This window comes from Bradyrhizobium nanningense, assembly GCF_004114535.1.
Classification (GTDB): Bacteria; Pseudomonadota; Alphaproteobacteria; order Rhizobiales; family Xanthobacteraceae; genus Bradyrhizobium; species Bradyrhizobium nanningense.
Window position 1 is genome coordinate 201,801 of sequence record NZ_LBJC01000027.1, and the last position, 12,413, is coordinate 214,213.

The 12,413-nt window shown below is 58.8% G+C and carries 15 protein-coding genes; 7 read left to right on the forward strand and 8 right to left on the reverse strand.

The window, feature by feature from the left end; translation table 11 throughout:
* Positions 1–120 precede the first annotated feature (120 nt).
* Together XH84_RS22930 and XH84_RS22935 are read right to left on the reverse strand one after the other, a co-directional pair.
* Positions 121–747 carry a hypothetical protein gene (locus XH84_RS22930; protein WP_128919854.1) on the reverse strand — a complete coding sequence of 209 codons (627 nt, stop codon included), beginning with the start codon at positions 745–747 and terminating at the stop codon, positions 121–123.
* A 12-nt stretch (positions 748–759) separates the two neighbouring features.
* Positions 760–1,080 carry a hypothetical protein gene (locus XH84_RS22935; RefSeq protein WP_128919855.1) on the reverse strand — a complete coding sequence of 107 codons (321 nt, stop codon included), beginning with the start codon at positions 1,078–1,080 and terminating at the stop codon, positions 760–762.
* A gap of 466 nt (positions 1,081–1,546) precedes the next feature.
* Between XH84_RS22935 and XH84_RS22940 the strand changes: the two genes are divergently transcribed.
* Positions 1,547–1,795 (forward strand): hypothetical protein, encoded by a 249-nt coding sequence (locus XH84_RS22940; protein ID WP_128919856.1) that lies wholly within the window; start codon positions 1,547–1,549, stop codon positions 1,793–1,795.
* A gap of 112 nt (positions 1,796–1,907) precedes the next feature.
* Here the strand turns inward: XH84_RS22940 and XH84_RS22945 are convergent, their stop codons facing one another.
* The 3 genes from XH84_RS22945 to XH84_RS22955 form a co-directional block, all read right to left on the reverse strand.
* Positions 1,908–2,135, reverse strand: a complete 228-nt coding sequence (locus tag XH84_RS22945; protein WP_128919857.1) for a hypothetical protein — start codon at positions 2,133–2,135, stop codon at positions 1,908–1,910.
* Positions 2,132–2,332, reverse strand: coding sequence for a hypothetical protein (locus XH84_RS22950; protein ID WP_128919858.1), 201 nt, complete (start codon positions 2,330–2,332; stop codon positions 2,132–2,134). Before XH84_RS22950 ends, XH84_RS22945 begins: the two co-directional genes overlap by 4 nt.
* Positions 2,333–2,932: 600 nt before the next feature.
* On the reverse strand, positions 2,933–3,967 hold the full coding sequence (locus XH84_RS22955; protein ID WP_128919859.1) for an IS110 family RNA-guided transposase: 1,035 nt from the start codon (positions 3,965–3,967) through the stop codon (positions 2,933–2,935).
* A 466-nt stretch (positions 3,968–4,433) separates the two neighbouring features.
* Between XH84_RS22955 and XH84_RS22960 the strand changes: the two genes are divergently transcribed.
* From XH84_RS22960 to XH84_RS22975, 3 genes are all read left to right on the forward strand, one after another.
* Positions 4,434–4,772 carry a hypothetical protein gene (locus XH84_RS22960; protein WP_245471814.1) on the forward strand — a complete coding sequence of 113 codons (339 nt, stop codon included), beginning with the start codon at positions 4,434–4,436 and terminating at the stop codon, positions 4,770–4,772.
* A 1,291-nt stretch (positions 4,773–6,063) separates the two neighbouring features.
* On the forward strand, positions 6,064–6,459 hold the full coding sequence (locus tag XH84_RS40920) for a hypothetical protein (RefSeq protein ID WP_245471815.1): 396 nt from the start codon (positions 6,064–6,066) through the stop codon (positions 6,457–6,459).
* Positions 6,460–6,506: 47 nt separating this feature from the next.
* Positions 6,507–6,713 (forward strand): cold-shock protein, encoded by a 207-nt coding sequence (locus XH84_RS22975; RefSeq protein WP_128919860.1) that lies wholly within the window; start codon positions 6,507–6,509, stop codon positions 6,711–6,713.
* 11 nt (positions 6,714–6,724) lie between these two features.
* Here XH84_RS22975 and XH84_RS22980 read toward each other — a convergent pair whose 3' ends face one another.
* Positions 6,725–7,348 carry a PAS domain-containing protein gene (locus XH84_RS22980; protein WP_245471816.1) on the reverse strand — a complete coding sequence of 208 codons (624 nt, stop codon included), beginning with the start codon at positions 7,346–7,348 and terminating at the stop codon, positions 6,725–6,727.
* A gap of 415 nt (positions 7,349–7,763) precedes the next feature.
* Here XH84_RS22980 and XH84_RS22985 point away from each other — a divergent pair, with 415 nt between their 5' ends.
* Positions 7,764–9,275 (forward strand): PAS domain-containing sensor histidine kinase, encoded by a 1,512-nt coding sequence (locus tag XH84_RS22985; protein WP_128919861.1) that lies wholly within the window; start codon positions 7,764–7,766, stop codon positions 9,273–9,275.
* 98 nt (positions 9,276–9,373) lie between these two features.
* On the opposite strand, the gene XH84_RS40925 is transcribed toward XH84_RS22985, so the two are convergent.
* Complete coding sequence (locus XH84_RS40925) at positions 9,374–9,574, reverse strand: hypothetical protein (RefSeq protein ID WP_128919883.1); 201 nt, start codon at positions 9,572–9,574, stop codon at positions 9,374–9,376.
* A 383-nt stretch (positions 9,575–9,957) separates the two neighbouring features.
* On the opposite strand from XH84_RS40925, the gene XH84_RS22995 reads away from it, so the two are divergent.
* Positions 9,958–10,236, forward strand: a complete 279-nt coding sequence (locus XH84_RS22995; protein ID WP_128919862.1) for a hypothetical protein — start codon at positions 9,958–9,960, stop codon at positions 10,234–10,236.
* 256 nt (positions 10,237–10,492) lie between these two features.
* Here XH84_RS22995 and XH84_RS23000 read toward each other — a convergent pair whose 3' ends face one another.
* A complete protein-coding gene (locus XH84_RS23000) occupies positions 10,493–10,783 on the reverse strand; it encodes a site-specific integrase (protein WP_181769628.1) in 291 nt (96 codons plus the stop codon).
* 863 nt (positions 10,784–11,646) lie between these two features.
* Between XH84_RS23000 and XH84_RS23005 the strand changes: the two genes are divergently transcribed.
* Positions 11,647–12,201, forward strand: coding sequence for a group I truncated hemoglobin (locus tag XH84_RS23005; RefSeq protein ID WP_128919863.1), 555 nt, complete (start codon positions 11,647–11,649; stop codon positions 12,199–12,201).
* The last annotated feature ends 212 nt before the right edge of the window (positions 12,202–12,413 follow it).

Sequence of the window (12,413 nt, forward strand, 5' to 3'; positions counted from 1 at the left end):
ATCCGATGCGCCGGATTTGGCTCAATTTGGCGTTAAATTCCTGTTTTTCCCGACGTGGCAGGGTGGATCGCTCTCACGTCAAAAAAGGCCCCGCAGTGCGGGGCCTTTGTCGTATCGGGCTTATCGCCGCGGGCCGGCGCCGTAGAGCTCGCGCTCGCGGCCGATGTCCTCCGGCGACAGCGGCGGGCTTGCGGCATCGAAATCGGTCCAGCCGCTCTTCTGCCAGGCCGCGCTGCGATCCACAAGATTCACGGACCTCTCGTGGAGCAGGGCATCGAGCCGCGCGCGGTCCTGGTCGGGCACCTTTGCTGTCACCAGCGTGCCGCCGCGGCGAACGCCCTCGGCATAGCGCGATGCATCTTCCCTGGAGACGCCGGCCTCGGTCAGGGCGCCGACGATTCCACCCGTGGCCGCACCGGCGGCTGCGCCGGCTGCCGTCGAGGCGAGCCATCCTGCAGCCACGACCGGCCCGAGGCCGGGGATGGCGAGCAGACCGAGGCCGGCGAGCAGGCCTGCCGCGCCGCCGAGGCCGGCGCCGATGCCGGCACCCGTGCCGGCGCCTTCGGCGCGATCGTCGACGCCGTCGCGGTCACGATCGACCTTGCCGGAGCGCGAGCCGTACCAATTGTCGGAATTGTTGGCGACGATGCTGATGTCGGCGTGCGGCACGCCGGCCCCCTCGAGCCGGGACACGGCGCGCGCGGCGTCGGAATAATTGTCGTAGAGGCGAGAAATGGTGGTTGTCATTTGAATGATTCCTTACTTGGCGGGGTTCACGTTGCCCTGGAAGTCCAGGCTGACGTCGGTCTTGGTGCCGGCCTTGTCGGCCTTGCCGCGCCAGACGCCCTGGTCGTCCTTGTGCAGTCCGGAGACGTTGGAATATCCGGCGCCCTCGATCCGCGATTTCGCCTGCCCCTCGGTGAAGCTGTTGCGGCCCTCGACCGGCTTGTTCGAGTTGTTGTGGTCCGAGCTGTTGACGGCGTTGTTGCCCGGCCCGCTTTGCGCGGGCTGCGACTGGGCGCCTGCGGGCACTGATGCGAGCAGCAACAAGGTTGCGGCCAGCAGAGTTAGACGTGACATGTTGTTGTCTCCTTCAAGTGATTGTGCCGGCGACAACGAGCGGGATTCGAAATGGTTGCTCGCCTTCGAAGCTGCCGAGTGCCGCGGCATGGTCTCGCTTCGATCGAGCTCGCCAAGGTGAGGCAGCGAGGAACAATTGCCACGATATCCCGTTTGCACGCGGGCGCGGCAGCGCCAACCATGCAATCACGCCAACCCTTGTTGAAGAAGGGGACAGCGCAAGATCATGGGCGGGACGAGAGGGCAATGCAGCTCGACGAAACACGCCTGAAACAATGTTGAAACCCGATTGTCCTGAACTCCGCGCGTCCGGCCCTCGACCAACGGAGCGAACAGGAGAGACAATCATGATCCAGGTCGGTTCGAAGGAAGAAGTCGCGTTCTTGCTGGCGCTGTTCGGCACCCACACCCAGCCCGTGAAGCGGCCGAAGCCGAAATCGCAGCAAAGTTGAGAGGCGAAAGATCCATGCCAGGTTTGGCCGAATGCCAGAGCCTGCTCAGGCTCCTGATCGCCAGGGGCGATCCCAAGGCCATCCCGCTCGCCAAAGGCGCCATCGACCAGTATCTGAACACGGCGCCCGTCAGCGCCCGCGGTCGGGGCTTGCGCGTGCTCCAGCGCGACGCACTCGACCAGCATGATGTGGCGGTCGGCGTGCAGCGCTCGTTCGCCGAGACGGTGGACGCCTATATCGCGCGCAAGCTTGCGGAAGAGTAAGCGGGACCGCGCGAGGCAGACGCTGTCCTGGGTTCGACGCTGACGATCCCGTGATGCAGGTGACGCTCTCATTCGCGATCGAGTCTCTCGCGTCGCGAGCGCGGTCACACGATCATTGACGCGTCAGTGTCGGTCGGGATTGCTGCTGCTGCGGCGGCCAGGATTGCTCGGAGTTGAGCACGGCGATCTTGCGGCCGAGCTGCCACACCTCGACCATGCCGTGCCGCGTGAACTGCCGCGCGAAGGCGAGGGCGGACTCGTCCGATGAGGCCTCGAAGGCTTCGGCCGAACGGAAGACGCCGTTCTCGCCGACGAGGTAAGCGCGATATTGCTGGCTCATGTCGGCGCCCTCAGGCCGGGCGAGCGCAGCCAGGCATCGATCTGCATGGCCGTCTCGTCCTGTCGCGCCCGGCGCAGCAGCATCTCGCGGCGGCGCCCCGGCGCGAGCGCACGCGCTTCCGCGCGGCAGCGTATGGCCTCGTCAGCCAATCTTTCGTTGAGTGTTTTGGTCTGCTTGAAACGACGACGCGTCAGCATGGCGCATGTCCCCTTGTTGGTGGAGGGCGGGAGCGCGAACCGGCGTTCTCATCACCGATCTCGTGCCACGGGCCTTGCGGTGATGGGTGAAGGCTAGGCCCGCCGCAGTGGCGAGTCTGTATCTTTTGATACGTGCGCAGATTAAATTTCGACAGCAATACTGAGCTTGTCGAGCGACTTACTCAATTTGAGTGCGGGGCGGTACCTGAGCTCATTCTTGGACCAAAGCGATAGCGGGCCGTTTGCATCGCACACACGCGCTGGTCAGCGCGCGTACCCGTGGCCTCCGTCTCCCGCCGAGATGATCTTCTTGCATGGGGTCGAGGATCAAGACATGTACTCATCTGTGGACGCCCCGTGAGATGCAAGCGATTTTTGAAGAAGATCGGCACTTAGTCGGATGCTGCCATCTGTCCGGCCTCTGATGGTGCAGCGATGAAGCTGCGGGCCCGTATGGGAGTTCGCAGACCGGAACCAAATCATAAACGCGTGCTCTGGGCACGATGGGTACACCTGGTTCTTCCGGCCCCGTCTCGCCGACTGTTGTGCCATACCCTCCTTCGACCGACTACATCTCTGACGACTTCAGGCCCACCAAGATCAAGCCTTGGCTGAGACCGGAGCCCTGTAGTTTTCGCGCTTTACAAGTAACGCCCAGACGATCCGGGCCATCTTGTTCGCCAGCGCGACCGTTACCAGCATGCGAGGTTTGCGAGTCAACATCTGTTCGAGCCAGGAACCCTTTGGCGCTCCGCGTTTGCTCGCCTGTTGCACAACAGCGCTGCTGCCGATGATGAGGAGGCGCCTGAGCGTTCGCTCCCCCATCTTGGACGTCGCGCCAAGCTTCTGTTTGCCACCCGTCGATTTTTGAAGAGGCGTGAGGCCCAACCAGGCGGCAAAGTCGCGGCCCTTGGCGAAGGTTTCGATCGGCGGCGCTAGGGCGGCGATCGCGGTGGCGGAGATCGGGCCGATGCCAGGAATGGTCATCAGCCTGCGCGATACCTCGTCCTCGCGAGCGCGTCGCGCGATCTCCTTGTCGAGATCCGCGATCTTGCCATTCAACTCGGCGAGAAGGTCTAGCATCACTCGGAACATGGGACGGGCCGCTTCGGGAAGGGAGCTGGCCATCGCTTCCTCCTCGATCAGGTCGGCAAGCGTCGCCACATGCGATGGCCCCTTGGGCGCTATCCAACCATATTCCGTGAGGTGTCCTCGGATCGCATTGATGAGCTGGGTTCGTTGCCGCACCATCAGGTCCCGGGTTCGAAACACCAGACCCGCAGCCTGTTGCTCTTCACTCTTCACGGCAACGAACCGCATGCTTGGCCGCTGCGCAGCTTCGCAGATTGCCTCAGCATCGATCGCGTCGTTCTTTTGCCGCTTTACAAACGGCTTTACATAAGCGGGCGGGATCAGCCGAACCTCATGGCGAAGCCGCGTGAGCTGTCGGGCCCAGTGATGGGCTCCGCCACATGCCTCTAAAGCTACCGTGCAATTCGGCTGGGCTGCGAAGAAATCCAAGAGCTTTCCTCGGCTGATCCGTTTGCTGAATACAGCCCGTCCTTTCCCGTCCGCTCCATGAACGTGGAAAACATGCTTAGCGATATCCAGACCGATTGTGCTAACGTGCAACACGGACGCCTCCCTTAAGTGGTGCTAAACACCTCCACTTTGGCACATCGATGCCGTCGGCGGGGCGTCCACCCCATCATAAACGCCGGCTTCCGAGGGCCGAGCGGATCGCTATCGACGGTAGAGTGGACACGGGGAGCGCGCTCGCGCCGACCGCCGCTTGTGTGTCCAAAGCTGGCATTTTGCGGCAAGTCTCCCGGGCGAACCACGCTCAAGCGAGCGTCGGCCCCGCGTTACAGACGAGTCCAGATTCCGCGGTATGCTTCAAACAGAGCCTGACTTGCCCTTCCATATTAGGAACAACCCCGAACAATAAACGTAGTCGAGGCAGTGCGTGGAGGAGATTATGACGACGACACGGAACCGGGTGCCTCTTCATTCCTCCGATAGCGATAATCGTCGCATCCAGCGCGTGATGCGGGCGAACGTCGCCTAGTTTGCTGAACATCGTGGCGAGATTGCCGAGCGCTTGCGCGAAATCGATCGGGAGTGGGACATCGAGAGAGCGATCGAGGCCAACGCCGCAGTGATCGGATTCACAGGGATAGCCTTAGCGGCCACCAACAGCCGGCGCTGGCTTGCGCTTCCGGCGCTGGTGACCAGCTTTCTGTTTCAACACTCGATCCAGGGGTGGTGCCCTCCGGTTCCCATGTTGAGAAAGCTGGGCTTTCGCACTTCGTACGAAATCGAAGAAGAACGCCGCGCCCTGATGGCGCTGAGAGGTGATTTCGGGCACGTGGCCGAAAGTGCGGATGCGGCCCTTCGCGCTTCCACCGGCGCTACAAATGCACCTAGGCCGGCCGTGTAGGTGCTGCGACTCAGCGGCTCAGCCAATGCAGTAGTACGGGATGTGGCCCTTTGGGTGGAGGGCACTCCCACGCAGCAATCGCGAACAGCGAAATTGTGAAGAGAATGAGAGGTCTGCCACTCATCTTGAGTTTCCTCACATGCACAACGCCGCTCTAACCGAATTTGTTGGTTAGGCGGCGCTGCTTTGTCACTGTCGCCAATCTGTGTGCGACAGATCTTGTTCCTTTTTGTCGAGACTTTCGACTGCCGGAAGTGTCCAAGGTCGGATCAGGAGGGAAAGTCGGCTGGCTTCACGTCAACGCGATCGGCGTGCAATGACCAATCTCGGGTCGAATGCAGTTCGCAGAACTCTTGCTTCGCGATGCGTACGACCTCTGCCTCACTCCGAGCGTTGACTTCCATGGCACGCTGGCACGCCTGGTAAACTTGGCCTTTATCGCCAATCACGTCTTTGAAGAACCTGACAATAGGACGGCACAGGAATCTCTTTCGCCCGAATAACCTTTGGCGTGCCCATTGGTTCCAGTTCTGCCAATAGGAGGTTAATCGCTGGCCACATGTGTCAACGACGGTATGCTTCGCGCGATCCCATTGTGAATAAGAGTAGAGATCGTGAGAACGTCGGTCCGCCGACTACTTGTTTGGTTGGCCGCGAAGAGCCTTCAGGTTTAGGTAAAGATCGCAAATATGAGCGCTGAAGATACTGGCGCTCATAACACCAAGCGATAGTGCGAGCATTTTGTCTCTCCTTGAGTGGGGAGTGTCTGATCTATCCCAACGCGCCCTTTTTCCAATTCGGGTGATTGCCTAAGGGCTGTTGCGGAAGCGTTTGTGGAGGCAGCCGGCCTATCGATCGGCCATCGCCCGGAGCGTTGCGCCGTGCTCGGTTGATCGCGCAATGTTCAATGAAGCTGCTCGCAAGTGCTCAGCTGCGGATGCAGTGGTTGCCCTGGACTCGATGTAAAGTTGCCCCGAGATCAGCGCGACAGCTGCGCAGACCAAAACAAACATCGCTAATGCAAATTGATGAGCTTCATTCATTTGCTTGCCCAAGCGTTCACAAGAACCGAATTGATGACAGGTTTTCACGCTGGCTCGATGTCGCGTTGACAGACATCAAACTCCTCGCAGGTACGATTCAGGCCAGACTATCGGTTCCGATTTCGGAACTAAAAGGCGGCATTCAAACCGAGAGGCAACTGTCACGGCGCATGAGCCCCCCGCGCGGATCTCATGGTCTTCATCGGCCTAGCACATGCCCACTACTTGCGACGGTCGGGCTCATTTTGTTGAGCGAGGTCAATGAAGGGTCGAAAGAATTGCGTTTTGAACGACATCTAAGAGTTCTCCAGGAGGAAAGCGCGATGGCTGCGCGTGAGCTGCAGAGGGTGGATGCCTCGTTTAAATTCAATCGAGCTACGGGGGCCGGCATGCCAGGCCGCTCCGAGCAGCGCGCGGTGAGGGATCATGAGTCGAGGCAAGACGGTCTGCTAGACATCGCCTTCGAGAAGTCATGGAAGTTCGTCGATAAAGATCCGTTTCTCGCGCATAGTCCCAGGGGGCTGCTGCGCGCTCGATTGCAGACGCTTCTCGAAGTTTCAGCCAGCAAGGGCGAACGTGACCTCCTGCGACTTGCGAATGGCGCTATCTGGAAATTACGAGACGAATTCGCAGGTCATTCATGATCATCAGCCGAGCGAGATATTTTTGTTTTGGCCTTGAGGAGTAGGAAATGGCGTTGGGAATCGTGAAGTGGTTCGATGCAACGAAGGGCTACGGCTTTATCCAGCCGGACAGCGGCGGGCCGGACGTGTTCGTCCATATTTCGGCGGTTCAAAAGGCGGGGCTTATCGACCTAGCCGAGGGTGCGCGCGTCAGCTATGAACTGGTGACAGGCCGCAATGGAAAAAGCTCGGCAGACAATTTGCGGGTTGCGTGAGGCGCATTTCGCTAGACGGTGCGTCCTGCACTGGCGTACGTCGAAGTGACATCGATCACTTGATGCAGGATAAAGGCAAGATTACCACTTCCGCTAAGCACCGGGCTGTTCAGCGGCTGCCAATATCGCTCCACAAAGACACCGCTGGCGTTTCGAACGTCATACCGCTGCACCGCCATGGCGTCTGATTGACCGGTTTCGGCAACCACGCGCAACGAGGCAAACAGGTTTGCAACGCCATCGGCCAGCGGCTCGTCGGGGTTGTCGGGAAAGACATCAAACATCTTCTCCCCGGCAACCCTGCCGGGCTCGATCATGGTCGCCGAGGCATAGGCCGTATTGGCATCGACGATGTGCAAGCCAGGGTTTGGATCGATCAACAATAAGGGCTTCGCTGCGGCCTCGAACTGCCACTGAAACTTGTTGGTCATCTTTGGCGCGGAACGCGCGAAGGCGCGCTCCCGCATGATTTGAGCATTGGAATGTACGCCCATTGAGGCAGCGGTGAGCGTCGCCAGCCGGCGCTTTGACGCAACCAACTGTTCTTGAATGAAGGCGCGCGATTTCTCCGGCTGCTCCTCGGACAGGAGGCGTTCGAAATGCGCGATATTCTGCTCTCCAATAAAACGCTGCATACTCAACTCTACCTAAGAAGCGGCTTTCGTTTGGCCCAGCAGTTTACCATTGAGCTAATGATGAAAGATGCTTTTGGAGCAGGCCGCGCGGACTACCAAAAAATAAACACCCTCAGGCTCCTTTGGCAGGTCGGTGAATTACACGTTCATGCCATCTAATCTAAATGCAATCTGGCAAGTCATGCCAGCAAATATTGGGCAGTGGGAGAACCGTGAAACTACCTATTTTTAGAGGATTCTCAAAATGCGCGTATGACAGTTTGCGCTAGAGCAACGACGTACGTCGAAGACCGCAGATGCTACTTCTGAGTGGGCTACCTTTGCCTAGCTTTGCGCAGTCTCTTCTATAAACAGCTTCCGTCGGTCATCAGTTAGAGGATTGGTGTCTTCACCTTTTTGTGCGCTGGGAGTTAAGATGATTGTAGGCGGACCTGGCCGCATTTTGGTCCAAACGACGGCAGTCGTCCATAAGACGCATGCAGCGGCATCGCAATACGCACTAGCGGCCATCTCGGTTACGATTGCGTTCTCTCTTCGCTTCATTCTGGAACCGGTGCTTCGGGATCAGGCGCCTTATCTGTTCTTCATGCCGGCTGTGCTGCTGGTCGCGGGTGCAGGCGGGCTCGGTCCCGGCATTTTGGCCACGGGCCTGAGCATCCCCGCCGTGTCCTACTTCATTGGAAGATTTGGCGTCGGCTGGCCCGAACTCCTCAATGGCGCAACATTTGTACTGATGGGAGTTGGTGCGGCGTGGATTGGGGGCGGCCTGAAGCAAGCGAATTCCCGCGCCGCGACGCGACAGGCCCACCTTCAGTCGATAATCGACACGATACCCGAAGCGGCGATTGTGATTAACGAGCAAGGCGCCATCCAATCCTTTAGCGCCACTGCCGAACAGATGTTCGGCTATGTCGCGGCTGAAGCCATCGGCAAGAATGTCAATCTACTGATGCCGTCGCCGTATAGGGAGGAGCATGACGGTTATCTCGAACGGTATCGCCGGACAGGAGAGCGCCACATTATCGGAATCGGCCGCTCAGTGGACGGGAGACGAAAGGATGGCTCGACGTTTCCTATTCAACTTTCCGTCGGGGAGGTTCGGATAGGCAGCGAACGCTTCTTTACCGGGTTCATCCGCGACATGACGGAAGTTCAGAAGACGCAAGCTCGCTTGCGCGAGCTCCAGTCCGAGCTGATCCATGTGTCGCGCCTGACCGAAATGGGCGAAATGGCCTCGGCCATCGCGCATGAAATCAATCAGCCATTGTCGGCGGTTGCGAACTATTTGAAGGGCTCGCGCCGTCTACTAGATGACAACATAGATCCCCGAACGATTACGACTGTTAAGGGGGCGATGGACAATGCAGCGAAACAGGCTCTGCGCGCCGGGGAGATCATCCGACGCTTGCGTGAATTTGCGAGCGGCGGCGAGAGTGAAAAACAAGTCGGAAACATCGCGAAGATAATCGAGGAGGCCGCTGCCCTCGCTCTCGTTGGAGCAAAGGAACGGGGCATCCGCGTTACATTCCAATTTGATCCCGAGGTCGATCTCGTCTTGGTCGAGAAAGTCCAAATCCAGCAAGTACTTGTGAACCTTATTCGAAATGCTATTGAGGCCATGGAGGACTGCAGCCAGCGCGAACTGACCATTCGTACGATGCCTGCGGAAGCAACGATGTTCGCGATTGAGGTGGACGACACCGGTTCAGGCATATCGGAGGAAATGGCGTCGAAGTTGTTTCAGCCGTTTGCGACCAGCAAGCCCCGCGGAATGGGAATTGGACTCTCAATTTCACGGGCCATTATCGAGGCGCATGGTGGCCGGATCGAAGCAAGTCCGCGCCTAGGCGGCGGAACGACGTTCAAGTTTACACTGCCAGCGTTACGGACTTCGGACCTCCAGGAACAGCCCGCGAGCTGCGTCTGAATTCGCTGTCTTGATGGAGAGAAGCGGTCCGCCCTATGCGCGGCGGTGGCATGCCCCAGCGCATCAGCGTCATCTCGGTCCCGGCCGACGTGCTCAACCTAGATTATCCCCTTCTTGGTAGCCCGCAAGCTGCGGACGTAATATCCTTGTGTTTGAACGGCTGATCTTATCTCGTCGCTAACTTTGGAAACCCTTTTTCTGCTCTTACGCCACTTTTGTCTGGAGCTGAGCGTAGGTAACGCAGAACCTTTGCTTAGGACGAGCAAGTCGCATTTATCGTTGCGATAGACATCAAACATTTTTGCCCCCGCTGATCGTATCGAAGTAAACAGAAAATGTATTTCAGCTATCTTGATCGGCCAGCTTACTGCCTCTGATGGCGGCGCGGGTTGTAAATGTGCAACGCTCAGCACTTTCTGCTGCGCCACGCTCCAGACCGGGGAACGAACTCATGTCAGGCTTAGCGCACTAGCACACCTGCTGTCGCACGGCGGCAACCGCAAGAAGCGCCAGTCCACCACCTTCCAAGAATTTTGGAGTGCGCGAGCACTATGTAGACCATGCTCCTCCGTGGTTCTTCCTGAGCAAACTCGATCGACAACCAGAGCGGGAGCAGCTCCTGCTGTCCTGATGACAAGGATGCAAAGGGAATCTTTCGGCCGTCATCGGAAACAACGTACGCTTGATCCCGATTGAACATAATGTTGCCGCCGAAGAGCTTATGCATCAGCTCGTTTCGATTTCGCTGCTGCTGCTCAGAGGGCCGTTTGGCACGAAACACCAGGTTGCCTCGTTCGTCTCGAATGCTCGCAAAGAACCTCCCGAAGCGAACGGTCAGAGGATCGAGCATCCCACTGTATTCGAAAGCCGCAATTGCCTTTCCAATGCTTGTGAACAAGGACCGCCCGGCAGGAACGAAAAGCTGCCAATTCGCGAACTCACCTTGAAGCTCACGCTCTAATCTCTCTCTGGCAGTAACTCGAAACCGATCCGGCTGGCGCTCGATCGGCCGGGCGTTAATTGGGACTTTGCCAGTGCTGCTTGAGACCTTCGACCTAAGTAGAGGCCCGGTATCCCTGTGCTGCGCAACTCGCGCTAGAACGTTGTTCGCACCGGGGCAGGTTATTTTAGTATGGAACAATACTTCATGCCGGTGGGCCGCAGAGCAATCTGCGGCCATTTCGTTTTCTCTATCGTATCCGTGGTGCACTGAGCGATCAGGCGACGAGGCGCAAGTCGGCTTTCGCGGACATCGTAGGCGCAGGCTCGGCGATGATCCGTCGGAGCTCGGCTGCGACGCCATCGAGCACGTTGCGCTTCTGGTTCATGCGCTTGGACCGAACGTAGACCCCGGTCACGCGAGCGACCTTCTCGCCGTCGTCCTTGGTCACGGCATGGTCGAGGCATTTGGCAATGGCCGCGTCCGAGAAGCCGAGTTCACCGGCCAGCGTCGCAGCGGTGCGGCGCAGGTCGCAAGAAAATCGAGGCGAGACATACAGCTCCAGCAACCGTAAAGCCGCGCACTCGAAGCCGCCAAACTCGGACTTCCTCTGAAACGGTCATCCCTCTTCTTTCAGGGCACGTACGCTCCCGCGCCTAATGGCTCTGCGGCTTTCGTCTTCGATCTGGGGACGACTGAGATGTCTCGTGAGCCGCCCTTCAGCGCCCCATCCGCGCCGCCTCGCGATCGGGGCTAACAGCAGGCAGGCCAAGTTCAACGCAATCAGCGCGATCAGTAGATAGAGGCCGTAAAACACGAAAATGCAGGACGCGCCCGCGACGATAAGGACGAGCAGAACGGTGGGCGGGATTCTGAAGCGAAACATGCTCACCATGGTAACACAACGTCACCTAGGTTCGCGCCTCTCCAGGAACAAGGTTTGCAGACCGTTTAAGTCTGCTGGTGGCCCTATGCGTCAGATGATCCGCGAGGATTTGATCGAGCTAAGCGAATTCGCCAAATCGATCCGCAAGAAGCTCCACTGATGCAGCTCCAATGAGAGTGTGAAGGCGACTGAACGTCGCCTTTTGGCCCGAGCCTGACCTTAGCTCGGAGCGCCGCGAGGTCTGCTTCCTAAAGGTGACCCGAACAGGGCGATGCGAGCGGGCCAAGGCAGCTTTGACCTGTCCGGACATTTTGCAGTCGTGAGCCACGGCGCGGGTTTGGATCGGGACGTCCACTTCGATTTTGACGGGAACCTTTTCCCTTCAAAGCCATCCAAGAGAGCAGCAGGCAGAGCGCCGATCAGACGGGTGGGACACGCGAACAATGCGGACGCACGCATTGGCATCGCAAGACGCTGAGCTACGGACACAGAGTGCATGTGCTCGAGGCGGTGAGACCTTTCGAGCTATCCCCAAGGAGGCACCAATGGCAAGGGCTCTTTCGACTTCCATCACCCGACGAAACATCGTCGCAGGGTTGGCGATAACCGCTGTCCCACTGGCTTTGGCGACTGCGAACAACGTGCATGCGCAGGACAAGCAAACCGCGCCTGAGAAAAGTCTTTATGAGCGGCTGGGCGGCGTTGTCGCGATTGCGGCGGTAGTGGACCACTTTAGCGATGCCGTCGTTAGGAATCCTATGGTCGGCCAGAAATCTAAGAATCCGCAGCTCCGAGAATGGCATACCAAGAGCTTGGAAAGGCTGCCCGGCCTCAAGTTCATGCGCACGCTATGGGTCTGCGACGTTTCGGGTGGGCCTTTCAAGTTCACAGCTACAAGGCCCGGCGCAACGCCGCTTGGCCTTGAGGAGGCCCACCGCAACCTCCGGATCTCACCCGCAGAGTTCGACGAGGTCGCAGCGGAACTCGGGCGGAGCCTGGATCACTTCAAGGTCCCGAAGCGTGAGAAGGCCGAAGTCCTGGAAGCCTTCGCCGCCCACAAAGATGAGGTGACCGCCGGTTATTTCGCTAAGCGCGGCTAAACCACCATGTCCTCCAGAGGATCCCGCCACGGCTAAAGCCGGGCGGAGTTGTTAAGCTGCGCGCCGACGAGGCGATCGACTAAGGCTGCGAGCTGCTGCGTTCCGACGGGGTCCGCTCTTGCTGTTGTCTAATCGCTACCGGGGCGTCAAGCATCTAATCGCTGAGGAGACACTGCCGGGTGCATGGTTGTCTTCGCGGTCGGCATCAGCCG

Excerpts from the sequence above, each read along its gene's own strand:
- XH84_RS22980 (WP_245471816.1), bottom strand. The coding sequence starts at position 7,348 with ATGCAGCGTTTTATTGGAGAGCAGAATATCGCGCATTTCGAACGCCTC.
- XH84_RS23005 (WP_128919863.1), top strand. The coding sequence starts at position 11,647 with ATGGCAAGGGCTCTTTCGACTTCCATCACCCGACGAAACATCGTCGCA.
- XH84_RS40925 (WP_128919883.1), bottom strand. The coding sequence starts at position 9,574 with ATGTTTGATGTCTATCGCAACGATAAATGCGACTTGCTCGTCCTAAGC.
- XH84_RS22985 (WP_128919861.1), top strand. The coding sequence starts at position 7,764 with ATGATTGTAGGCGGACCTGGCCGCATTTTGGTCCAAACGACGGCAGTC.
- XH84_RS22945 (WP_128919857.1), bottom strand. The coding sequence starts at position 2,135 with ATGAGCCAGCAATATCGCGCTTACCTCGTCGGCGAGAACGGCGTCTTC.
- XH84_RS22940 (WP_128919856.1), top strand. The coding sequence starts at position 1,547 with ATGCCAGGTTTGGCCGAATGCCAGAGCCTGCTCAGGCTCCTGATCGCC.
- XH84_RS22975 (WP_128919860.1), top strand. The coding sequence starts at position 6,507 with ATGGCGTTGGGAATCGTGAAGTGGTTCGATGCAACGAAGGGCTACGGC.
- XH84_RS22950 (WP_128919858.1), bottom strand. The coding sequence starts at position 2,332 with ATGCTGACGCGTCGTCGTTTCAAGCAGACCAAAACACTCAACGAAAGA.
- XH84_RS22935 (WP_128919855.1), bottom strand. The coding sequence starts at position 1,080 with ATGTCACGTCTAACTCTGCTGGCCGCAACCTTGTTGCTGCTCGCATCA.
- XH84_RS22930 (WP_128919854.1), bottom strand. The coding sequence starts at position 747 with ATGACAACCACCATTTCTCGCCTCTACGACAATTATTCCGACGCCGCG.